Source organism: Pseudomonas helleri (genome assembly GCF_009600315.1).
Classification (GTDB): domain Bacteria; phylum Pseudomonadota; class Gammaproteobacteria; order Pseudomonadales; family Pseudomonadaceae; genus Aquipseudomonas; species Aquipseudomonas helleri_A.
The window spans coordinates 51,227-75,376 of record NZ_WIWC01000021.1; the positions used below are offsets into that span (position 1 = coordinate 51,227).

Consider the following 24,150-nt stretch of genomic DNA (forward strand, 5'->3'; position numbering starts at 1 on the left):
GTGGCAACAAACAGGGCGAATCAGTTTTTTATATTGCCCCAGCGTTTTAAAAGATCCGGGTGTTTATCAGCCCACGACTGCACGGCCTGATCGACCGTCTGACCGTCTTTCATCGCACCATTAATGGCGGTTATATCAGCCAGCGGCACATACACACTGGCCATGACTTCACGCGCATGCGGATAGGCCTGGGCGAAACCTTTATGAGCGACCCAGTAATAACCTTGAGGGGGAGAGAAAGAACCCTTGGGGTCTTTGAGGAACTTCAGATCAAACTTTTGTGCCATCCAGGACGGTTCCCAAATAGTCACTGCAACCCACTCTTTACGGTCCGTCGCGGACTTCAACGCTGCGGTCATCGCTGCGGTACTGCCATCAAGCAATTTGAGCTTCAAGCCATAGTCATTAACCGCTTTGGCCGCATCGTTCATGACCCCAGAACCGGGTTCAATGCCGATGACCTTGCCACCAAACTTGTCAGCGTTGGCATTCAACTCATCCATTGAGTCGATGGTTACATACTGAGGGACTGCAATGGCCTGATACAGCCCAAATGAAACAGGCGACAACTTTTCAAGGCGATTTTTATTTTTGTTCCAATAATCCTGGGCGGCATAATCGGTTTGTGCAGCCAACACTTGAATATCGCCTTTACTTAACGCGGCAAAGGCAATACCCAGCTCTGAGAAGTTAATCACGTTGACGGTATATCCGGCGTCCTCCAACACCTTTTTGGTAATACCGGTGATGGGGGTCAAGTCCTCCCATGACAACGTGCCCATGGTGATGGTTTTTTCTTCAGCCTGAACGGGCAAACTTAATAGACCGGCCACAGTGAGTGCGCAGAGTGCTTTCCAAATTCTGTTCATAAGGAGCCTCGATAGACGGATACAACAGTGAAGTGGCTTTTATTTAAAAGAGCCGCTATTAAAACGTATTAACCCTCTCGCCCTACTCTTAACGCTTGCCAACGAATAACCGAGTTAACCCCCAACCTGGTTAAGAAGCGCGGCGGTAATTTGCTCGGCCCAGGTGCCCGGCTGAAAAGATCCAAAGCACTGGACACGGCGCCGCTGGCCAATTCGGCGGCCATGACTCCCGCCAGTGTGCTTTTGACCGTGCCCAAGCCATTCTCACAACACGCCGAATACAGGTTGTCATCAATCTCACCAAAGGCAGCAGCGCTGTTGCGGCTTAAACACAAGCGACCCGCCCAGCTGAACTCCAACGGCGTGGACTTCAACTCCGGGAACCGTGCATCCATTGACAGCCGCTGCTCACGTGCGACTTCAGCCACACGCTTTGCTGTCACCTGAATGCTGGGGTCATAGGTAAAACGGGTGCGGATCACAATGCGCGAACAACCATCAACCGTGATTTTTCGAAGGGTGGCGCCCATAGGGTCTGCGGGCAGAATGGCCCACCGATCATGCCCCGCCGGCTGCCCGGCCAGAGCATCCGGGCGGTAAGCCGCCGTCATGGACGCGTAAGTGAAGACATGCAAAAGCCGTCCTTGAAAGTGACCGAAGTCTTCAATGTGGCCATTGACCGCCAGAATGACTTTGGGCGCATGCACTGCACCGCCCGTCGATGTTGCCGTCCAGCCATTTCCCGATTTCGACAACCCAATGATCGGCGACTGTTCATACAAACTGATGAGGTTGCTCAACCCACCGGCCAGATCCTTGATGTACTGCGCCGGTTGAATCATCACCGCACCGGGCGTGTACAAACCGCCGCGATAATACGTCGAGCCGGTAATGGCACGCATCTGCGCGGCATCCAGCATCTCGTAGTGTTCGCCGATACCTTTGAGTGATTTGGCATAGTTAACATTGAGCTTCAGCCCGCGTTCACTGGCAGCGGCGTTGATCTTGCCACAAGGATCAAAGGTGGCAGCCGACATGCCATATTCACGCGCAGCGTCGGCGGCGAACGCGATAGCCAGGCGATTCTCAGCAATTTCCCGCGCCGTTGCGCTGTCACCTGCTACGGAATATTCACCGGTCGACAGGCTATGCGGCACGTCAATCATAAAACCGGAGTTGCGCCCCGCAGGGCCTTTCGCCACTTCATGGGCATCAACCACCACGATGCTGTCGCCCGGATGCAACTGCGCCAACCGACGTGCAGCTGACAGCCCGGCAAAACCCGCGCCGATAATCAGCCAGTCAGCCAACACCGTGCCATCAAGACGACGCACAGCAACCGTGCGGGTGGAGATGGCCTCCCAACCTGAAACCCCGGTGTCTACCGGCAAGCGCTTGATGGCATGAAGGCTCATATCAGGGACTCGTCTGCCGATCGATCAGACACATCGATCCAGATGGTTTTGATTTCGGTGTATTGGTCGTGGGCAAACACAGACTTGTCGCGACCGCCGAAGCCCGATTGTTTGTAACCGCCAAACGGTGTCGAGGCATCGCCCTCGCCAAAGCAGTTGACCGTGACGATACCTGCGCGAATTTCACGGGACAGTTTGATCGCCCGGCGCAGGCTGGCGGTGTAAACCGAAGCGGCGAGGCCATACACCGTGTCATTGGCCAGAGCGATTGCTTCAGTCAATGTGCTGAACGTACGCACCGACAGAATAGGACCGAAGATTTCCTCCTGAAACAGGCGGCTATCACGGTCAACGCCATCAATGACGGTGGGCTGGACGAAGACGCCATCAACCGTATCGCCGCCGTACACCACGTCCAGTTTTGCCGCAATGGCTTGCTCCAGATACCCCTTCACCTTGGCGAAATGCTCCGGACTGACCAACGCGCCCACGCGATTTTGCGGGTCCAGCGGATCGCCCATTTTCCATTCGCGGATATAAGCGCCCATGCGTTTGAGCAGGTCGTCCTTGATCGACTCGTGCACCAGCAAGCGAGAGGTTGCCGAGCAATTTTCGCCCATGTTCCAAAAGGCGCCGTTGACCACCTGTTCAGCCACATGGTCGAGGTCTTCGGCATCATCCATCACCACCGCCGGGTTCTTGCCACCACACTCCAGCACGATGCGCTTGAGGTTGGAGTCTGCCGAATAGTGTAAAAAGCGGCGCCCGGTGGCGGTGGAGCCGGTGAAGCTGACCATATCAATCTCGTTGTGCAAACCGATCGGCTCACCGACGTCCTTGCCGGTGCCCGTCACAATATTCAACACCCCTGCCGGTACGCCCGCCTCAAAGGCCAGCTCGGCCACACGCAACGTGGTGAGGGTGGTTTGCTCGGCTGGTTTGACGATGACTGAACAGCCAGCGGCAAGGGCCGGGCCGATTTTCCAGGCCAGCATCAGCAAAGGGAAGTTCCACGGCAATACACAGCCCACCACGCCAATTGGCTCGCGCACCACCAGCGTCAGCGCATCATTGCTGACCGGCGCCGTGCTGTCGTATAGCTTGTCGATCAGTTCGGCATGCCAGCGCAGGGTGTGAATAGTGTCGGGAATATCCACCAACTGGCATTCACTGACCGGCTTGCCGCTGTCCAGGCTTTCGAGCACGGCCAATTCGTGACGATTACGCTCGATCAGGCGGGCAAACTTGAGCAACACTGCTTTGCGTTCACCGGGAGATAACAAGCGCCAGCGCCCGTCTTCAAACGCTTCCTTGGCTTTGCTCACCGCATAATCGACGTCTTCGGCCGAACAGGCGGCAATATCGGTTAAAAATGCACCGGTTGCCGGGTTGTGCGTGGCCAGCGTATTACCGGAAATCGCCGGTTTAAATGCCCCATTGATAAACGCATGGGACGGGAATGAAATCGATTGCGCGAGGGCCGCGTATTCAGCCTTGGTCAGTAAATCAGTCATGGTTGGCCCCCGAAGTGATGTGCGCAACGGTGCGCTTTACAGTGGCAATGATGGTTTGCAAGGCGTGTTTTTCTTCCGGATCCAGCGCTAGCAACGGCAGGCGCACATCGCCAACTTTCAAGCCACTCACCTCACACCCGAACTTGATCGACTGCACGAATTTGCCAGCATCGAGCGCATTCATCAGCGGCATCATTGCCGACATGATCTGACGGCCTTTATCGAAGTTTTTTTCAATCACGCAGGCTTGATAGAGGGCCACGTGTTCTTTGGGCAGAAAGTTGGAACCCGCGCACACCCAACTTCTGGCCCCCCAGGCAAAGAACTCCAGCGCTTGATCATCCCAGCCGCACGACAGGGCAATATGCGGGAACTCACGGGCCAGCAGATGGACACGCGCCATGTCGCCAGAGCTTTCCTTGATTGCGACCACGTTTTTTGATTTGCTGACCCGCGCCAGGTAATCCTCATCCATCGAAACGCTCATGCGGCCCGGGTAGTTGTAAAGCATGATCGGCAGATCGGCGGCGCGATCAATTGCCAGTGCATGGTGAGCGTTTTCTTGAGACGTCGGCAATGCGTAAGGCGGTGACGTGACCAAAATCGCGTCCGCCTTGATCGCTTTGGCTTCTTTGGCATAGTGCACGGCATCTTCGGTACGTATCGCCCCGGTACTGACAATCAGTTGTACACGGTTGCCAATCACGTCCTTGGCATAGGCGGCCAGTTCGGTGCGCTCTTCGCCAGTTTGCGCATAATATTCGCCGGTCGAGCCGCCGATAATAATGCCGTGTACGTTGGCTTCAATCAGCGACTCCAGAACTTCTGAATAAACACTCCAGTCAATCTCACCGTCTGGCGTATAAGGCGTTACCGCGGGCGTATAAATACCTTCAAATTTCAAGATTATTTCTCCGGATATACATGACCTGAAAGATCGACAAGTGCGTCGGCTTTAATGCCCTGGGGCGCTATAAAAATTTCCATGTTCTGACGCGACAACTCCCAGTGTTCAAACACAAGATCAACCACCCCCGCTTCATCGCGGCGTTCAATGGCTTCGATAAACAAATCATGGTGTTCGGCTGAGCGTTCCAGACGCTCTTCCATGTCTTCGTTGTGCGGACGAAAGAAGGTATTGCCAATGCGTGAGTGATCTATCAGCAACCGTTCCAGGCTGGGCATCAGGTAGGGGTTGCCGGCCATTTCGCCCATGATGGCGTGAAAGCGGTTGTTCTCGACCACCATGCCCAACGCATCATTCGCCGTTGTGGCCATGCGAAACCGTGACTGTGTGTCTTTTAAATCGGTGAGTTGCCGGGGTTTGAAGTTCTGTACGGCCAAGCGGCCAATGGCCGCGTACATCATCGGCGCCACCAGAAAGAAATTGCGCAGGGTGGAGTGGTTCATCGGAATAACCCGGGCACCGCGGTTCTCACGAATATCCACATAGCCTTCACCTGCCAGACGACGAAAAACTTCGCGAACCGGCGTACGCGATAAACCATATCGCTCACTGAGCAGCACTTCATCGAGCGCTTCATCAGGGTCGAGTTCCATCGTTAATATTTGCCGCTTCAAGTCATCGTAAAGACAGGTTTTTCCATTTTTCACAAACAACCTCCAGAGGTGTTTTCGCCGTAGTTAACGGCTGTTTGTTGAAGCCAGATTCGCATGGGGTAAACAGGTCGTCAACGGATTGTATTTTCTATGTATACATATAAAACACAGTCAAAAAAGCCCTATTAATTAGATATAACTATTTATAATCATGTACTTACAAATAAACCTAAAAAACAATGACGTCGCTATCAGGAAAGAATGTCGTCGTTTTTGGAATGTATTGAGAAAGAAGGATCAGATGCCGGGGCACACGAGGACGACCGGGTGCGACACGCGTACGATCATTTGCGACATGATTGGCTGCAACGTTCTCTTGAGGGATTGGCTGCACGAGCACCCAACCGTGCGAAATCGATCAGATCCTGTTGATAAAAACGCCGAAAACCAAAAAACCCGCACCACCCCTGCGCTTAGCAGGAGTCATGCGGGTTATTTTGACCGTGTTGACGGGTGCAGCGCTGTCAATACTGCCTTAGAGCACGGCCGCCAAACGCGAGCCCTGATTGATCGCGCGCTTGGCATCCAGTTCAGCCGCTACATCCGCGCCGCCAATCAGGTGTACGCTCTGACCGGCCGCAATCAGGCCATCCTGCAACTCGCGGAGCGGGTCTTGCCCGGCACAGATCACGATGTTATCGACCGCCAAAAGCTGCGGCTCACCGCCGCCAATGCGAATATGCAAGCCCTCATCGTCGATGTTCAGGTATTCAACGTCGTTGAGCATCTGGACGTGCTTGTTTTTCAACCCGGCGCGATGAATCCAGCCGGTGGTTTTGCCCAGCCCGTCACCCACCTTGGTCTTTTTGCGTTGCAGCAAAAACACCTCACGTGCCGGGGCCGACACCTGCGGTTTGATCCCTGCAACGCCGCCACGGGCCTCAAGCTGACGATCAATGCCCCACTCGCGCCAGAACGCGTCGCGATCCTGGCTGGTGGCAACCCCCTGGTGAACCAAAAATTCGGATACATCAAAGCCAATGCCGCCGGCACCGATCACTGCCACCTTGGCACCCACCGGCTTGCGCTCAAGGATGACGTCCAGATAGCTGAGTACTTTTGGATGGTCTATGCCCGCGATCGCCGGGGTACGCGGGGCAATGCCGGTAGCCAGAATGATCTCGTCAAATCTGGCTTCCACCAACTGCGCAACATTGACCCGGGTGTTGAGGCATACCTCAACACCGGTGGTTTGCAACTTGCGCTTGAAGTAACGCAAGGTTTCGAAGAATTCTTCTTTACCCGGTACGCGCTTGGCCACGTTGAATTGACCGCCAATTTCGCTGGCCGAATCGAACAGTGTCACTTGATGGCCACGCTCGGCCGCCACGGTCGCGGCCGCCAGGCCAGCAGGGCCCGCACCGACCACGGCGATGTGCTTGACTGCCAAGGTCGGCAGGTAATTCAGTTCTGTCTCGTGGCATGCCCGAGGGTTGACCAGGCAACTGGTGAGTTTGCCGCCGAAGGTGTGATCCAGACACGCTTGATTACAGCCGATACAGGTGTTGATCTCATCACTGCGCCCCGCCGCTGCCTTGTTGACGAACTCCGGGTCAGCCAGAAATGGACGAGCCATGGACACCATATCTGCATCGCCCTCAGCCAAAATCTGCTCGGCAATTTCCGGGGTGTTAATGCGGTTGGTGGTGATCAACGGCACCTTGACCGCACCGCGCAGCTTGGCCGTCACCTTGCTGAACGCGCCACGGGGCACTTTGGTTGCAATGGTCGGAATACGTGCTTCGTGCCAGCCAATGCCAGTGTTGATCAGCGTGGCACCCGCCTGCTCCACCGCTTGGGCCAACTGCACGATTTCTTCCCAGACGCTGCCGCCTGCCACCAGATCAAGCATCGACAGGCGATAAATGATGATGAAGTTCGGGCCAACCGCTTCTCTAACGCGGCGCACAATTTCGACCGGCAAACGCATGCGGTTTTCGTAGCTGCCGCCCCAGCGATCGGTGCGATGGTTAGTCTGCGCCGCGAGGAACTGGTTAATCAGGTACCCTTCCGAACCCATGATTTCAACGCCATCGTAGCCCGCGCTCTGAGCCAGCTTGGCGCAGGTGACGAAATCGCTGATCTGCTTCTCGATACCGTCTTCGTCCAGCTCTTTGGGAGTAAACGGGTTAATGGGCGCTTGAATGGCGCTGGGGGCGACTTGCCGCGGGCTGTAAGCGTAACGCCCGGCGTGAAGGATTTGCAGGCATATCTTGCCGCCGGCATCGTGTACCGCGCGAGTCACGACCACGTGTTTTTCGGCTTCTTCTACCGTGCTCAGCTTGGCCGCGCCGCTGTAAACACCGCCCTCGTCATTAGGTGCAATGCCACCCGTGACCATCAGGCCAACGCCGCCTTTGGCACGCTCGGCAAAGTAGGCCGCCATGCGCTCAAAGCCACCGGGCTTTTCTTCCAGCCCAGTGTGCATCGAGCCCATCAGGGTACGGTTGCGCAAGGTGGTAAAACCCAAATCCAGCGGGGCCATCAAGTTCGGGTAATGCTTGGCTGTCATCAGGTCACTCCACATCAGGGGATTCACGGCACGCGGGAGACTCTGCGGCCCCCGTCGTTGAATATCAGGCACATTAAAGACCTGATACGGCTCGCTCAATGCCCGAAAGTGACAAATTAATAACCTTACTGCACACCTCCTTCCCCCGATCAAACCTCAGGGTAGGCAGCAAATACTGACTTGATCTCCAAATACTCCTCAAAACCGAAGCGTCCCCACTCACGACCGTTTCCGGATTGTTTGTAGCCGCCAAACGGTGCCGAGTTATCGGCCTTGCTGCCATTGAGGTGAACCATGCCGGTACGCAACTGACGGGCCACTTGCAATGCACGTTCGGTACTGCCCGCTGTCACATAGCCGGACAGCCCGTAAACCGTGTCGTTGGCCATGTCGATGGCGTGCGCTTCGCTGTCATACGGCATGATCGCCAGCACCGGGCCAAATACCTCTTCTTGAGCGATCAGCATGCCCGGCTCTACATCGGCAAAGATCGTCGGTTGTACATATAGCCCTTGTTCATAGCCGGCTGGCCGGCCCCTGCCACCGGCAATCAAGCGGGAGCCTTGATTGATCGCTTCGTCAATCAGCGTCTGAACACGCTCGAATTGTGCGTGGTTAGCCACCGGACCCAGGGCCGTGAGCGGATTAGAATCATCGAAACAGACCTCACTGACGACTTTTCGAGCAATCTCGATCACCTGAGCCTGTAATGCTCTGGGCACCAGCATCCGCGTCGGCGCATTACACGATTGCCCACTGTTGCGCAGACAACCGAGCACGCCGTGGCGCACCGCCGCGGCCAGATCGGCGTCGGGCAAGATGATGTTTGGCGATTTGCCTCCCAGCTCCTGCGCCACGCGCTTGACCGTATCGGCGGAAGCCTTGGCCACCGCCACACCAGCGCGAGTCGATCCGGTGAAAGACATCATGTCAATGCCGGGGTGACGCGAGAGTCCCTCGCCAACCACCGGGCCCTCTCCATTGATGAGGTTGAAGACACCTTTGGGTACACCGGCTTCGTGCAGAATCCGGGCAAAAATCAGCGCCGACAAAGGCGCACGCTCACTGGGTTTGAGCACCACCGTGCAGCCTGCGGCCATCGCCGGGGCGACTTTGCAAGTCATCTGGTTCAGCGGCCAATTCCAGGGCGTAATCAAGCCACACACACCGATCGGCTCGCGAGTGATCAGGGTCGACCCGCAGACTTGGTCAAAACGGTAATCGCGCAAGACCTCGAACGCTCGCTGCAAGTGCCCCTTGCCGGCGGGCACATGGGCACTGCGCGCCAATGACAGAGGCGCTCCCATTTCCAGGTGTACGGCCTGAGCCAACTCTTCGGCACATCGCTCGTACCCCTCGATGATCGCCGCCAGTACTTCCAGGCGATCCGCCCGCGCAGACACTGACCACGTTGAAAACGCCCTGCGTGCCGCTTGCACGGCACGCTCTACGTCCTCGCCATCACCGAGAGCCAGTTGCCCGATGACTTGTTCACTCGTGGGGTCGACGACGTCAAGCGTCTGCTGGCCTGAGGGCGCGCACCATTGCCCGTCGATATAGAACGTGAGCAAATCCATTTTTGCCTCCATTTTTCAGTTGCCTCAGGCTACGCTCAGGATCGCACTGCGCAGCGTGTCGAAGATTTGTGCCACCTGATCACGGGTGATCACCAGGGGTGGCGATATAACGATGGTGTCACCGGAGCCACGCACCAGCACGCCGTGCTCGAAACAACTTTGCGCCACGGCTGCACCCCGAGCGCCAACGGCACCTTCACGCGGTGCCAACTCAACCGCGCAGAGCAGGCCAATAGCCCGAATATCGACAACCCATTGCACCCCTTGCAAGGCTAATGCACAGGCTTGCCAAAGCGGCTCGATAGCCCGGGCCTGTTCGTTAATGCCTTGCTCGGCATGCACCTCAAGCGTGGCCAACCCCGCAGCGCACGCCAGTGGATGGGCCGAGTAGGTGTAGCCGTGCATCAACTCGATGGCATTTTCAGGGCCTCGCATAAACGCTTGATACACCGCTGCGCTGACGATCACCCCACCCATGGGCACGGCACCATTGGTCAAACCCTTGGCCGTGGTCATGATGTCTGGTGTCACGCCCAATGCCTGCGCGGCAAAGCTGCTGCCTAGTCGGCCGAAGCCCGTGATGACCTCATCAAAAATCAACAGAATGCCGTGCCGGTCGCAGATCTCGCGCAACACGTGCAGATAACCAACAGGCGGCGGGTATACACCGCCGGAGCCGGTCACCGGCTCAATGATGACTGCCGCCACAGTGCCCGGATCCTGAATCTCCAATAATTGAGTGAGCGCGTGGGCGTACTGCAGACCGCCTTCCGGCTGGCCGGCACTGAAACGCATGCTGGCGTCATACGGGAGCGGCAGATGAGCAACTTCACCCAGCAAAGGGCCAAAATCACGTTTCTGCCGACCGATACCCGACACGGACAGGCCACCAAAGCCCATACCGTGATAACCCTTGGCACGTCCGATAAAGCGTGTTCGGCGGCAATCGCCACGGGCCTGGTGGTAGGCGCGAGCGATTTTCAGGGCGGTGTCCACAGCCTCCGAGCCGGAGTTGGTAAAAAAGACCTGCTCCATGCCTGCCGGGGCAACGTCGATCAAGCGCTCGGCCATGCGCAAAGCGGCGGGATGGCTCATTTTGAACGAGGACACAAAATCCAGACGCCCGGCGGCTTCGCGAATGGCTTCGGTAATTTTTGCCTGACCATGGCCCGCGTTCACGCACCATAGACCGGCCATGGCATCCAGCACCTGACGGCCGTCCGTGGTGGTGTAGTACATGCCTTGGGCCGAGCTGAACATCATGGCCTGCTGCTTAAACTGACGCATGGGCGTGAAAGGTGCCCAAAAGGCCATTGAATCGCGGCCACTTTCAAGGTGGGCGAGGTCAGTCATAAAAACTCCTGTGTGCTTGAACGGGGGGGAATGAAGGCACTATTGAACGGGCGTGCCGGTCAACGTAGGACGCAATAAAGGGCCAGCATTGGCATTGACGCTGCGGTCCAGAAACAATTGGCCCTGTTCAAGGCGGCACACCACGCGGTCACTAAAGGCCGTCTCGACAAAACGCCAGTTCATGGTGAATTCATGCTCTGCCGTCCAGCGTCCCTGAGCCACGACAGGCGTGAGATCGGGCTGATATTGATGATGTAAATAGTTGCCGGTCATGCTGGTCTGGCTCTCAATGCCCAGCGCCAGCCCGACCGCAATTCGATGGGTGCCGCGATGATCGCTCAGGGTGAATTCACAGGCGCCAGCGCTGAAGTCAAAGCTGACATGAGTGACCTGATCTTCGTTGGGTTCAATGTCGAACTGCCCTTGCAACAGAGGCAGCGCCGGGGAATCGCAAGCGCCAGAGAGTTCGGGCAAATGCAGGCCCTCAATCAATGTCTGCAGCTGTTGTTCAGCATGGCCGGGTAACCGAGCAGGAGTATCCAGCGCGGGAAACAGATGCTCCCACATCAGCATATGCAAGCGCCGTTCACCCAGCGGTAAACCACAGGTGAAGGCAATCACTGTCTGCTGGTCTGGCAACACAATGCATTGCTGACCAAATACTCCGGAGGCGTAATAGCCGCCGTGACGGGTCATCCACCACTGATAGCCGTAGCCATCGCGCTTGGCCACGGCCCCTTGCGCGCCTTCTTCACGGCCAAGGAACCTTTTACCGTCGAACTCGCCCATCCACACATGCTCGACATGATTGCGGGTGGCCTCATCGATCCATTCACCAGAAAGCAGTTGCTGCCCCAGCCACTGACCGCGGTTCAAATGCAACACACCGAATTTGAGTGAATCTTCGGTCGTACAGGTCAACCCGTTGCCCCCGGTGTTGAAGCCGTCGGGGGCCATATCCCAGTCGATACGGCCCATGCCCATCGGCGTAAACAAACGCTCAGTACACAGCTCATGCAGGGTTTTACCCGATACCCGTGTGGCAATTGCCGAGAGCATGAAGCTCGAACCGCTGCTGTAGATGAAATGCTCGCCCGGCCTGTCCGCTACCGGCTCAGCGAGAAACGCCCTGACCCAACTGTCTCGCAGACCTCGCCAGGCACCGCCGGAAATGCCGCGCTGATGACCGGTGCGCATGGTCAGCAAGTCCCTTACGGTCATCGCCGCCAGGTTGTCGCTGATCACGGGCGGGCAATCATCCGGAAAAAATTTCACCACCTTGTCGTCCAGCGACAAACGCCCGTCATCGACCAGCAAGCCTACGGCGGTTGCGGCCCAGCTCTTGGTGGCGGAATGCTGAACATGCGGGCGATCAGCGCGATACGGCGACCAGTACGCCTCGGCAACTACAGCCCCCGCTCGGTAAAGCATAAAGCTGTGCAACTCCAGGCCGACAGCATTGACCGCCTCGATAAAGTCACTGATGCCGCGAGCATCGACGCCTTTTTCGCACGGCAACGCTCTGGGCAAGTGCATGTCTGTCATTAACGTAATCTCACTTGGAACCGGGGTACGTGAGCCTATCCCGGCAATGTATTTAGATGCTCAATAATACACAATTAAAGACCAGCGAAAGACTCTCAATGTATTTAAATGCAAAATAAGTCACTGTCCGCGCACAACCCTTATGGCTAAAACCCCGCAAATACGGCACATGCACGACTGCTGGATTCAGGTATCCTTGTGCCCATTGTGTTTTTGGAACCTTAACGACAATGAGTCAGCTCACATCACTGCAAACCAAAGTCGCCGGGCAGATTCTCAATGCCATTCAGTCAGGCGACTTGCAGCCCGGTGCCCATCTCAAGGAAGTGGAGATTGCCCAACGTTTCGGTGTGTCCCGCTCACCCGTGCGCGGTGCGCTGGTCTGGCTTGCGCAACAACAGTTGATTGAGCCGCTGGCCCAGCAAGGCTTCCGCGTCCCACTGAATGCCGTCAAAAACATCGGACTCGAAGCGCAGCAACTGCGCGGGGAAGACGAAGAACTGTATCGACGCCTGATTGATGATCGCCTGAACCAGCAACTGCCCGACCAGATCATGGAAAGCGACTTGTTGCGCCGCTATGACGTCAGCAAAGGCGTACTGCGCCGCTGCCTGCTTCGTTTGTCCGATGAGGGGGTTATGCAGCGCAAACATGGCCACGGCTGGATTTTCTTGCCCACCTTGAGCTCCAAAGAGAAGCGCTTTGAAAGCTATCGCTTTCGCATGCTGCTGGAGCCGGCGGGATTGCTGGAGCCGACCTTCAAGCTCAATTCAGAGCATTTTCAACGTTGCCGTGAGCGACAGGTCGAATTGCTCGAGGGCCGGGTCGATAACAAAAGCTTTTTTGAAAGTAACGCCGAGTTCCATGAACTGCTGGCGGCGGCTTCGGGTAACACGTTTATTCTGCAAGCGGTTCAGCAACAAAACCGCTTGCGGCGCCTGACCGAATTTCACTCAGTCAATAACGTAGAACGAGTAAAAGCCTCATGCCGGGAGCATTTGGCCATTTTGGATGCACTCGAACAGGGTGATAACCAATGGGCATCGACCCTGCTCAAGCGCCATCTGGAAGTCGCCAGCCAGATGGGTGTAGCGCGCAGTACCGGCATGCAAACCTCGTAGCAGCTGACGAGCAGCGCGAGGCTGCGTTCGGTCGCGAAGCGATTGTAAGCCCCGACAACAGGTTGAGGCTGCGCCATCTAACGCACCCTCGCACTGCTCGACATCTGCTGCGAAACTGCCGCCAGTGACTGTCACCACAACGCCAGGCTATAGCCAATAATCACCCGATTCTCATCTGTGTCACGGGTGTAGTTACTGTTCGCGGTAGCGTTCTGCCAGCGCAGCGATACGTTCTTGAACGTGCCTGATTGCACAAGATAGGTGAGCGTCGAATCACGCTCCCATTCACGCCCCTCCCCCGCAAAACCGATCACCTTTGCTTTGTCGCCCTTGGCATAGCGGGTCGAAAAGGTCAGGCCCGGAACCCCCAGTGCCGCGAAGTCGTAATCGTACCGCGCATGCCAGCTGCGCTCCCCGGTCTGGGAGAAGTTGCCCAGTTGGTACTCAGTAAACAGGAATGTATTGGTGCCATCGACGTAGGTAAACGGCGTTGAGCCGTACTGCCCCTGATACCCGCCACCCAGGGTATGGCCTTTATAGCTGTAGGCAACTCGCGTACTCAACGCACGGTTATCAACCTTCCCGGCCAACCCTGCACCATCTTTACCGGCATCGAAGTAACGGATATCGGTTTTCAGTGCGCCGAGGCCAATCGCAAAGCTGTTCTTCAAACCCACGTAGTGCTGACGGTAGAGGTCTTGCAGTTGCGCAAACTGGTAACTCACGGTCATATCGGGAGTGAGCTTGTAATCCCCACCGGCATAGCGAAATTGATCACTTTTTGCCGTGCTTTTATACGCCCCGTACTGACTGGTCAGGCCCATGTCCTCATAGTCCATCGAGTCGCGCTGTTGCACTTGATCTATTTGACCAGCCGCCAGAGCCAGGTTCTTGATGTCACTGGATCTCAAGGCCGCGCCCTGGAAACTTTGGGCAAACAGCCGGCTGCCGTTGGGTTGCAGCGTGGGCATGTCGGGCACCAGGTAACCGATGTTCAGATCACTCTTGGCGAGCCGCACCTTGCCAGTGATGCCCAACTTTGAATAACTGTCCTCAGCCCGTCGTGCATAGCTGGGCTTACCCGGCTCGGACGTGCCGGAACGGGCCAGAATGCCGGTGCCGGAGCGATCAGGGCTGGAGTCCAATTTGAGGCCTAGCATGCCGATGGCGTCCAGGCCAAACCCTACCGTGCCTTCGGTGTAGCCCGACTGCACTTTGAGGATAAAACCCTGCGCCCACTCGTCACGCTTGGACTGCCCGGCGTCTTCGCGGTAATCGCGGTTGAAGTAATAGTTTTTCAATTCCAGCGCGGCGCTGCTGTCGCCAATAAAGTCTGCGTGAGCAAGACCTGGCAATAGACTTGCGCCGATCAGACCTGCCCCCGTCACGGCGTGGTTCATAAGTAGTTTCATGCTGTTGGCTCCTGGCAGAAGATGTTTAATGAGTTGTTTTTGTTTTCTTCAGACATGGCTACGCCCATCACGCGGATCAGCGATCCGCGCACGCTTCATGCCCTGGGGTTTAACGCATCGAGGGTGCTAAAGAGCCCCGGGCACAACGCCCGGTCTGATTCGGTAACCACCGCCTTCGATTTTTTCCAATGGGCTGGCCGCGGCCAGCAGTTGTCGGGTGTATGGATGTTGCGGTGAATCGAACACGGCTTCACGCGTGCCGATTTCGACCACCTTGCCCCGGCTCATGACCGCCACCCGATGGGCAATACGCTCCACCGCAGCCAGATCGTGAGAGATAAACAGGCAGGCAAAACCGTATTGGCTTTGCAAGCGCTCGAACAGTTCGAGAATCTGCTTCTGGATGGTCATGTCCAGGGCGGAAATAGGTTCGTCGGCGATCACCAGTTTCGGTCGCCTGACCAAGGCCCGGCCAATGGCTACCCGCTGACGTTGACCACCGGACAACTGATGCGGGAAACGCGTGGTGAAGTGCTCGGCCAAACCAATGTCGTGCAGGGTTTGACGCACCCGCTCGGCACGACTGGCAGCACTCATGCCCGGCTCATGGCGCAGCGGCTCGACAAGGATGTCACCGATTTTCATGCGCGGATTCAACGATGAAAACGGATCCTGAAAAATCATCTGACACTCAAGACGATGGCTACGGTTGGCCGCCTTGAGTATGTCCACCCCCTCAAAACGGATACTGCCCGCGCACGGTTTTATCAACCCGACTACAGAACGGCCCAAGGTGGTCTTGCCTGAACCGCTGCCCCCCACCAGCGCAAGTGTCTCGCCCCGCGCGATGCTCAGGCTGGCCGAATGCACCACGCGATTGGGCTGTGACGTCCCCCAGAAACTCCTTGCTCCGGGGTGTTCTATGCACACGTTATCGACTTCCAGCAACGGTCTGTCTGCGTCTGGCAGCACAGGCAGCGTGCCGCGCAGAGGTAAGGCTTCGAGCAACTGACGGGTGTATTGCGCCTTGGGCGCCAGCAAGATGTCTTCAATGCCGCCCTGCTCCACCGAGCGACCGTGGCGCATCACCACAACTTTGTCGGCATAACGCGCGACCAGCGACAGGTCGTGGCTGATAAATAAAATGGCGGTGCCCTGCTCACGGGTCAACTCGAGCATCAACTCGATAACGTCCAGTTGCGCCAGACAGTCCAGCGCCGTGGTCGGCTCGTCGGCTATCAACAGCGCCGGGCGCAGCAGCATCACCGAAGCGAGCATGATCCGTTGACGCATCCCGCCTGAAAATTGATGCGGGTAAGACAGTAGGCAGCCCTCGGCATCGTGGATGCCAATACGCTCCAACATCTGCACGCAGCGCTCATGAATCTGCTGCGTGTTCAGCGAGGTGTGCAGTCGCAAGGCCTCACTCATCTGCCGACCAATCGTCAGAGCAGGGTTAAGCGAGACCATAGGCTCCTGAAAGACCATGCCTACGGTAGCCCCGCGGATCTTGCGCAGAGGCTCAATGCCCAGCGTGGCTAGATCCACGCCGTGCAGATCAATGCGCCCTGCACACACGGTCATGGGCGCGGGCAGCAGGCCGATAACGGCGCGAGCGGCCATGGTCTTGCCACTGCCCGACTCGCCGACCAGCGCGACGATTTCGCCGGGCGCAACACTGAAGCTCAGATCATCGACCGCCAGCGGGCCATCGCTACCGACTCGGATGCTCAAGTGCTCTACGGACAACAGTGTGGTTGGCTCAGTCATGCTCACTTCCTCATGCGCGGGTCGAGACGATCGCGCAAGGCATCGCCAAACAGGTTGATCGCCAGCAAAGCCAGGCAGATGAACAGGCCCGGAAACAGTCCCAGCCAGCTAGCGGAGGCGATGTAGGGACGGCTGGCAGCAAGCATGTTGCCCCAGGTCGCCGCAGGCGGTGGCACGCCCAGCCCGAGAAAACTCAAGGCGCTTTCAGACAGCAAGGCCCAGCCGAACATGCTGGTTGCCAGCACACACAGCGGCGCCAGGCAGTTGGGCGCGATATGCCTGAACAAGGTGTACAGCTGCGAATTGCCGATCACTCGGGACGCTTCGATAAATTCCAGTTCACGCAATGACAGCACACTGCCGCGTACCACACGCACCACCGAGGGGGTGTAAGCAATCCCCAGCGCCAGCACAATGCCGTATTGGCTTGCACCGATAATGGCCATGATGCCCAGCGCCATCAGAATGCCGGGGAATGCCAGCAAGGCATCGTTAATCATCATCAGCAAACGGTCTGTCCAACCGCGCATATAGCCGGCAAGCAGGCCGATCAGGGTTCCGGCAACGACTGCCACACTGACTGAAAGCAAGCTGATCCACAGGCTGGTGCGAGCGCCGATCATGAGGCGACTCAGCACATCACGACCAAATTCATCGGTACCCAGCCAGTGCGCCGCAGACGGTGGCTTGAGGCGGGCCAGCAGGTCAAGACGCAACGGATCATAGGGTGTCCAGACCAGGCCCAGCAGTGCGATGGCCACCAGCAACAGCAACAAACCGCCCCCTATAAGCACGTTGGCTGGCGGGTAGCGCCAGCTGCGGCGCATCAGGCTGACAGTTTCAGTATCGGTAGCAGGCACATAGCCAGGCGGCGCCACAGGTAACTTGGCACTCATAATTTCACCCTCGGATCAAACAGCGGATAGAGCAAATCCACCAACAGGTTGACCAACACATAGATGCCGGTAATCAGCAGCAGGCAGCCCTGAAGCACGGGGTAGTCGCGGGCAAAGATCGAGTCGACCATCAAGCGGCCAATACCCGGCAGGGTGAACACGGTCTCCAGTACCGCAATGCCGCCCAACAAGTTGCCCAGAATGAGGCCGATTAATGTCAAGGTCGGCGCGAAGGCATTGCGCAGCGCGTGGCGCCACAACACAGCGCCTTCGGACAACCCCTTGGCTCTGGCGTGAGCAATGTATTCAAGCCGCAGTACCTCAATCGTGCTGGCCCTGGCCATACGAGCGATGGAGCCAAACTCCACCAGCGTGAGGGTGACAATCGGCAACACCAGAAAGGTCAGCGCCTGCCACGGGTTATCTGCAAAACTGACATAGCCCACCACCGGCAGCCACTCCAACTGAATGCCGAAGACATACAACAAGAGCAAGCCCAGCCAGAAGCTGGGAATCGACAGCAGCACCGTTGCCGAGGCCACCAGGCCAAGGTCCAGTGCGCTGTTTTGCTTCCATGCGGCCAGCATGCCGACGGGCACGGCAATCAATGTGGCCAGCAATACCGAGACCAGCACGATCTGCGCACTGACCGTAAACCGCTCAAAAATGAGCGGCAGCACCGCTTGTTTGCTGGTGATGGAAAAACCCAGATCGCCACTGAGTACGGCCTTGATCCAAATCAGGTACTGACTCACCAGCGAATGATCCAGTCCCAGTGAGGCGCGCATGTCCGCCAGGCTCTGCGGGTCGGCCATATCGCCCAGCATCAATAGCGCTGGATCGCCCGGAATCAGCCGGATCAAGGCGAAGACCATTAGCGAAATCAGCAACAGGGTGGGCACGGCCATGGCGAGCCGCTGCAAAATCAATCGAAACATGACGCCCCCCTACGGTTGACTGACCAATTGCACACCCCACAGCCGGGGCTTGGCGATGGGCCACGAGCGGTAACCCTCCAGGCGCCGCTGATAGGCGCCGATGGTGGTGCCGTTGTAAATGATCACCATCGGCACCTCTTCAATCATCATCGCGTGCAAGGCATCGAACAGCTTCTGACGCCTGATCGTGTCGGTCTCGCGCACAGCCTCGCGCAGCATGGCTTGAGCCTGAGGGTTGTCCCAGACCTTGCGGGGCTCCTTGTCCTTGTCACCCATCACAGTGTCAAAGCTCAGTGCCGGATCAAAACGCGGGGAATAGGAGAACGACATCATCTGATAATTACCGCTCTGGTAACGCTCCAACTGGGTGCCCCACTCCAGCGTCTCCATCTGGATATTCAGCCCTGCGGCCTGGGCCATCGCCTGGGTGAGCACACCCATGTCGAACATCTGCTGATAGCGCTTGTTAACCAGCATTTTGATTGGCTGACCGTGATAACCGGCCTCGCCAAGCAACGCTCGCGCCTTATCCAGGTCATAGGTGTAACCCCTGCGAGCCACCCCATCGTAGTAGGCGCTGGTTTGGGGAATGGCCGAATTGTTCGGCGTAGACAAGCCATTGGACAATGCGGCCACCATCTGCACGTAATCCATCGACAAGGCAATGGCACGACGGATACGCACGTCTTGCAGCAAGGGATCACGGGTTTGGAATAACAATCCGCAGATGGCCATGATCGGGCTGACCGATATGTTCAGGCCGGGCGTGGCCTTAAGCTCCTCGGCATCCAGCGCAGTGACATCAGGCAACAGGTCGACGCCCTTTGCCAACAAGGCCGCCTTGGCCGATGCCACATCGGGTATCACCACGAAGCGAACTTTATCCACCAACGGTTGTTTATTGCCGGTGTAGCCATCAACGGCGGCTTCGCCGCGCACGCTGTACTCGGCAAAGCGATTCAACTCCACATATTGTCCACGCTGCCAGTCACCCAACTGAAACGGGCCGGTGCCAATTGGGGCTTTCCACGTCCCCTCCGCGTCCACTGAATCAGGATGCAAAATGCCACTACCGCCGCAGTCAGGACGCGCCATCGACGCCAGGAACAAGCCATTGGGTTGGTCCAGTTGAAAGACCACAGTGTGGGGGTCAGGGGTAGCGATATCGACAATTTTGGCCCCGCCACGCCCATCAAACTCAGGCAAACAACGCCATTGGGTTTTGGGGTTCAGGTAGTGTTGCCAGGTCCATTTCACATCAGCCGCAGTCAACGCTGCGCCGTTCTGAAACCTCACGCCATCTCGCAGCGCAAAGGTATAGGTCATGCCGTCGGCCGAGAGATCAATGCTTTTAGCCAGCAGCGGCCCCACGGAAGCATCTTCACGATAGGCCACTAGCCCCTCGACCATGTGCATGACTACGGCGTCGGTATTCTCGTCGCGATTGACACCCGGCTCAGTGCTGCGGATATCGGCATTGAGGCCGACTTTGATGACTGACGGCGCTTCAGCCGCCTGCGCCGTGGTCGCCAGGGCGAACAGGCTCAAAGCCTGCACGCTGGCACTCAACGCTGTTTTAACAATGCTATGCACGGGAGAAGTACTCCATTCCACACAAGGAGATCCGGACGGTGGCAACGGCCACGGGCAGGGCCGGCGTTAGAGGTATCGCTGAATTCATTGTTGTTCTTCTTGAAAGTCGATCCGGCGCAGTGAATGCGCTCAGTTCCAACCTGGCTTAACACCCGGCGGACATGTATTTTTATAATCGCCAGAGCATAATTGCAGCCTGCTTTTATCATTGCAATGTTTTTTTATGATTTAAAATACACTGAAGACCCAAAAATACGCCACCATCGCGTCTTGGCAGAATTCTTGTTTTTACCTCTCGCACAAGCAACTCTCCGCCCTAGCCCAGTCTCAGGCAACGGCTACGGCCGGATGCAGAGCTACTGGTCAGGAAAAAAACCGGCCAAAGAGTGGTTTTACGTTACCCTTGAGCCAACCCCGAACCCACTGCTCTGTCTCTGCTTACGGCTGTCGCTCTATTTCTCATGCGTAAATTAATTGGCTGCACCTTATTTATTGCCCTTGTCGCCGCTGCCGCCGGTTATGGCCTGTGGACCCAAAAACGTGACGTCGGCCATTACCTGTCCGATCTGCGAATCCAGGTCGCCATCAACGACGGCGTCAATCAAGAGCGCGGCAACCTACTAGGCGTTGAGCCAGAACTGTCTCCGCGTGACTATCAAAGTCTGGATCTTGTCCATCTGAAACTGGCTGCCTACCTGAACAGCGCACGCGAGGCCGGGCTGCTTAATGACAAAACCATTGTGGTGCTGCCTGAGCACATCGGCACTTGGCTGGTGTTTCGCGGCGAAAAGAATGAGTTGTATCAGGCGGCCAGTTTGAATGACGCCATGCGCTGGCTGGCGCTCAGCAACCCGCTGGACTTTGCCAATGCCTGGCTGCGGGCTGACGGTGAAAGCCGGGCGAACGACGCGCACCTGCGCATGAAAGCGGACAGCATGGCCCGTGATTACCAAGCCCTGTTTGGCGGGTTGGCCAAAGAGTTCGGCGTCACCTTGGTTGCGGGCAGTATTGCTCTGCCCGAGCCGCGCGTGGAAAACGGCACGCTGCTGCCTGGCAAAGGGCCGCTGTACAACATCAGCGTGGTATTTGGTCGCGACGGGGCGCTCATGGGTACACCGCAACCGCAACTGCTACCCACCTACGAAGAGCAAAGCTATATCCAGCCCAGCCCCGACCATGAACTGAATGTCGTCAACACCCCTGCGGGGCGATTGGGCATATTGCTGGGCAGTGACAGTTGGTACCCGGAAAACTACCGCACCCTCAACGATAAAGGCGCGCAACTGATTGCAGTGCCAGCCTTTATCATTGGCAAAGACACGTGGCACAGCCCGTGGGGTGGTTATAAAAGCGTGTCAACACCCAGCGAGATCAGCCTCAAGCCCGGCGAGGTCAGTGAAGGTGAAGCCTGGCACCGTCTGACCCTGATCAGCAGCGTTCCCAGCAGCAATGCTCAAGCCGGAATCACCGTCTTTCATCGCGGCAAATTCTGGGACAAACGCAGTGTCGGACACGGCTTTATCAGTCGCAATGGCCAGACCAGCCCGGACATCCCCGGCACAGGCGCCCGACTGTTGAACCTCTGGTTGTAAGCCCGTGAAACCGCTGGCCATACGCTTGGGCGACCTGTCGACAGGCTTTGTGGATTGCCTGGCAGACGCTGTGCGCAGCTATGGCTACAACCCGCTACCGTTACTGGCTGAGTACGGACTGGACCCGGCGCGCCTGGCGCAGCCGCTGGCGCGCTTGTCGATACCCCGCTACATGCGTCTTGGACATGCGGCAATCACCCTCACCGGCCAGCCCGCGCTAGGGCTGCGCATGGGTCAGGTGAGCCAACTGCCACACGCCGGGCTGGCCGGTGTCACCGCCGCACAAGCACCGACTGTTCGGGAAGCCGCCCGCACATTGATTCGCTTTGAACCTCTATACGGCTCTAATTATCGCGGCCAGTCCAGCCTGCATGAAGACGCTCAAGGTGCCTGGCTGCGCTTTTACTCCATCAGCCCGTACAACGCCTATAACCGCTTTGTGGTCGACTCCATCATCGCTGGCTGGCTGCAACAACTGTCCTGCGTTGCGGGCCAGCCTTTGCGTAGCGAGCACATTGACATTGAATTCGACGAACCCGATTACGCCCTGCACTACAGCGGACTGAGCCACGCGGCGGTCAATTTTGGCGCCCAGACCAATCAACTGCGCCTCAACCACGCCACCCTCGACTTACGCAACCCTGTGCACTGCCCAAGCACATGGGCGCACCTGCTGCAATTGTGCGAGCGCGAGCTGGAGCAGATGACCCGCACCCGAAGTCTTCGCGAACGCATAACGCAATTGCTCGGCCCCTTGCTCAATGGTGGTCAGGAACCCGGGCTGGAAGAAGTCGCCGCACGGCTGAAGCTGCCCAGCTGGACCTTGCGCCGCAAGCTGGCAGAAGAAGGCACGCAGTTCCGGGCGATTCTCAATGACACACGGCGCGACCTCGCAATGACTTATATCCGCGATACGGAATTGGCCTTTGGCGAAATTGCTTATTTGTTGGGGTTTGCCTCGGCAGAGGCATTTCAGCGGGCATTCAAGCGCTGGAACGGGGAGACTCCGGGAGAGTTCCGCCGTCGCCAGCGTCAATCTGTGTGAACGACACCGGCCTTGATTAAAGCTCGGTGGCGTCCTCTGCAGGGTCCAGCGGATCAAGTTCGAAAGCCTGAAGCTCGAGCAATTCTTCTTGATAGTCATCCATGGCTATATCCTCTTTAACTCTGTTCGTTTACGTCATGCCTGAGCGGCTTTACAGGTGAGCATAAAGTGCCCGTATGAAGAAAACATGACAGGCTCACGGGCACATGCACACTGATCAATAAACGTAGCAGAACCTTTTCGGTTTAGCCCGCCCTTATTGAGCCGTCGCGGGCTCTATAACAGTAGGTGTGGGGGTTGTGGCCGGCTCTGTGACCGCCGGGGTCTCAGGCACCTCTGGCGTCGTCACCGGGGTGATGGGCGCGGCTTCAACCGGCGGCACGACCGGCTGTGAGCCAACAGGCTCGCTGATTACGGGTTCAGGTTGCACAGGTGCCGGCTGGGGTTCAACAACTGGCGCGGGCACTGCGGGCGATAGCGACTGCGGCGCCGTTACCGGCTCGACTGTGGCGGGCGAGACTTCAGGCACCCCTAAATCTGCTTTTGGCTTGTCCGGGATATGCGCTTCTTTCTTCACCTGCTTGGGTAAAAACACTTCCACCAGCGCGAAAAAACGGTCGTAGAACTGCGACGAAGAGACCGTCTCGCTGGCGACTTTGACCATCGAATCATCGGACGATCCAATCGGCATCGATACCGAACCCAACACGCCCACACCCAGACTGGCGGAATTATTGACCTTCTTCAGCGCATAGCGATCCTGCAAGGCGTTGGCAAACATGGTGGAGTGATGCGCCGCACCGCCATCGTCAGCACAGACGACGTTAAAGCTGATCTCCAGATGGCTTTCACCCGTCTGCTGGAAGCTCTTGTGGCCACTGATCATTTTCGGATCGTTACTGGTGATGATATAGCCCTGACTGAGCAGCGCCCGGCGCGCAGCCTCACACGAGGCCTTGTCGGCAACCGGGTAGTTACGCGAGAACGTCCCTGAATCATCGAAGTTTTCATTCTCGTAGACGGCTGGTTTCTTCGATGCACAACCTGCGATCCCGACCAGCACAAGGGCTGCCACAACGGTATGCAAGGGAAATGACCTAAACATTGATGATCCTGAAAAGAACGGTACGGGGCGCATTGTGCATCAGTTCATGATGATCGTGAGCTTCAATCTAAAGAACTCGCACTAACGTAGTAGCCAACTGATGAGCCGTGCGAAGTTGTAATTTTTACAGGCACAAAAAAAGCGACCCGAAGGTCGCTTTTTTTGCAGCTTCAGAGAGTTCAAGGGCTCTGAAGCAAATATGGCGCAGCGGACGGGACTCGAACCCGCGACCCCCGGCGTGACAGGCCGGTATTCTAACCGACTGAACTACCG

The 24,150-nt window shown here is 57.2% G+C and carries 18 protein-coding genes; 3 read left to right on the forward strand and 15 right to left on the reverse strand.

The window, feature by feature from the left end; all coding sequences use genetic code 11:
* Positions 1-20: 20 nt before the first annotated feature.
* From GHN86_RS13960 to GHN86_RS14000, 9 genes are all read right to left on the reverse strand, one after another.
* A complete protein-coding gene (locus GHN86_RS13960; RefSeq protein ID WP_153386761.1) occupies positions 21-869 on the reverse strand; it encodes a glycine betaine ABC transporter substrate-binding protein in 849 nt (282 codons plus the stop codon).
* A gap of 68 nt (positions 870-937) precedes the next feature.
* Entirely contained in the window at positions 938-2,284 is a 1,347-nt protein-coding gene (locus GHN86_RS13965; RefSeq protein ID WP_153380482.1) for an NAD(P)/FAD-dependent oxidoreductase, read from the reverse strand.
* The gene (locus GHN86_RS13970) at positions 2,281-3,798 is read right to left on the reverse strand and encodes an aldehyde dehydrogenase (protein ID WP_153380480.1); all 1,518 of its coding nucleotides are present in this window, start codon (positions 3,796-3,798) and stop codon (positions 2,281-2,283) included. Before GHN86_RS13970 ends, GHN86_RS13965 begins: the two co-directional genes overlap by 4 nt.
* Positions 3,791-4,702, reverse strand: a complete 912-nt coding sequence (locus tag GHN86_RS13975; protein WP_153380478.1) for a dihydrodipicolinate synthase family protein — start codon at positions 4,700-4,702, stop codon at positions 3,791-3,793. Before GHN86_RS13975 ends, GHN86_RS13970 begins: the two co-directional genes overlap by 8 nt.
* Positions 4,703-4,704: 2 nt before the next feature.
* Positions 4,705-5,412 carry a GntR family transcriptional regulator gene (locus GHN86_RS13980; RefSeq protein WP_323369428.1) on the reverse strand — a complete coding sequence of 236 codons (708 nt, stop codon included), beginning with the start codon at positions 5,410-5,412 and terminating at the stop codon, positions 4,705-4,707.
* Positions 5,413-5,893: 481 nt separating this feature from the next.
* Positions 5,894-7,930 (reverse strand): NADPH-dependent 2,4-dienoyl-CoA reductase, encoded by a 2,037-nt coding sequence (locus tag GHN86_RS13985; protein WP_153380476.1) that lies wholly within the window; start codon positions 7,928-7,930, stop codon positions 5,894-5,896.
* Between the two features lie 149 nt (positions 7,931-8,079).
* Positions 8,080-9,507 (reverse strand): aldehyde dehydrogenase family protein, encoded by a 1,428-nt coding sequence (locus GHN86_RS13990; protein WP_153386763.1) that lies wholly within the window; start codon positions 9,505-9,507, stop codon positions 8,080-8,082.
* Between the two features lie 24 nt (positions 9,508-9,531).
* Positions 9,532-10,860 carry an aminotransferase class III-fold pyridoxal phosphate-dependent enzyme gene (locus tag GHN86_RS13995; RefSeq protein ID WP_153380472.1) on the reverse strand — a complete coding sequence of 443 codons (1,329 nt, stop codon included), beginning with the start codon at positions 10,858-10,860 and terminating at the stop codon, positions 9,532-9,534.
* Positions 10,861-10,899: 39 nt separating this feature from the next.
* A complete protein-coding gene (locus tag GHN86_RS14000; RefSeq protein WP_228389619.1) occupies positions 10,900-12,396 on the reverse strand; it encodes a serine hydrolase domain-containing protein in 1,497 nt (498 codons plus the stop codon).
* A 239-nt stretch (positions 12,397-12,635) separates the two neighbouring features.
* Between GHN86_RS14000 and GHN86_RS14005 the strand changes: the two genes are divergently transcribed.
* On the forward strand, positions 12,636-13,526 hold the full coding sequence (locus GHN86_RS14005; protein ID WP_153380468.1) for a GntR family transcriptional regulator: 891 nt from the start codon (positions 12,636-12,638) through the stop codon (positions 13,524-13,526).
* A 131-nt stretch (positions 13,527-13,657) separates the two neighbouring features.
* Here GHN86_RS14005 and GHN86_RS14010 read toward each other — a convergent pair whose 3' ends face one another.
* The 5 genes from GHN86_RS14010 to GHN86_RS14030 all read right to left on the reverse strand — a co-directional run bounded on the left by GHN86_RS14010 (position 13,658) and on the right by GHN86_RS14030 (position 20,090).
* Positions 13,658-14,938, reverse strand: a complete 1,281-nt coding sequence (locus GHN86_RS14010) for an OprD family porin (RefSeq protein ID WP_153380466.1) — start codon at positions 14,936-14,938, stop codon at positions 13,658-13,660.
* A gap of 126 nt (positions 14,939-15,064) precedes the next feature.
* Positions 15,065-16,708 carry a dipeptide ABC transporter ATP-binding protein gene (locus tag GHN86_RS14015; protein ID WP_153380464.1) on the reverse strand — a complete coding sequence of 548 codons (1,644 nt, stop codon included), beginning with the start codon at positions 16,706-16,708 and terminating at the stop codon, positions 15,065-15,067.
* 2 nt (positions 16,709-16,710) lie between these two features.
* Positions 16,711-17,535: an ABC transporter permease gene (locus GHN86_RS14020; protein ID WP_228384885.1), complete on the reverse strand. Its 825-nt coding sequence runs from the start codon at positions 17,533-17,535 to the stop codon at positions 16,711-16,713.
* 65 nt (positions 17,536-17,600) lie between these two features.
* Positions 17,601-18,542, reverse strand: coding sequence for an ABC transporter permease (locus GHN86_RS14025; protein ID WP_153386765.1), 942 nt, complete (start codon positions 18,540-18,542; stop codon positions 17,601-17,603).
* A gap of 9 nt (positions 18,543-18,551) precedes the next feature.
* Positions 18,552-20,090 (reverse strand): ABC transporter substrate-binding protein, encoded by a 1,539-nt coding sequence (locus GHN86_RS14030; protein ID WP_228384886.1) that lies wholly within the window; start codon positions 20,088-20,090, stop codon positions 18,552-18,554.
* A gap of 506 nt (positions 20,091-20,596) precedes the next feature.
* On the opposite strand from GHN86_RS14030, the gene GHN86_RS14035 reads away from it, so the two are divergent.
* Both GHN86_RS14035 and GHN86_RS14040 read left to right on the forward strand, forming a co-directional pair.
* Positions 20,597-21,727, forward strand: a complete 1,131-nt coding sequence (locus tag GHN86_RS14035; protein WP_153380456.1) for a carbon-nitrogen hydrolase family protein — start codon at positions 20,597-20,599, stop codon at positions 21,725-21,727.
* A gap of 4 nt (positions 21,728-21,731) precedes the next feature.
* The gene (locus GHN86_RS14040; RefSeq protein WP_323369426.1) at positions 21,732-22,772 is read left to right on the forward strand and encodes an AraC family transcriptional regulator; all 1,041 of its coding nucleotides are present in this window, start codon (positions 21,732-21,734) and stop codon (positions 22,770-22,772) included.
* 256 nt (positions 22,773-23,028) lie between these two features.
* On the opposite strand, the gene GHN86_RS14045 is transcribed toward GHN86_RS14040, so the two are convergent.
* A complete protein-coding gene (locus GHN86_RS14045) occupies positions 23,029-23,877 on the reverse strand; it encodes a DUF2242 domain-containing protein (protein WP_153380454.1) in 849 nt (282 codons plus the stop codon).
* Between the last annotated feature and the right edge of the window lie 273 nt (positions 23,878-24,150).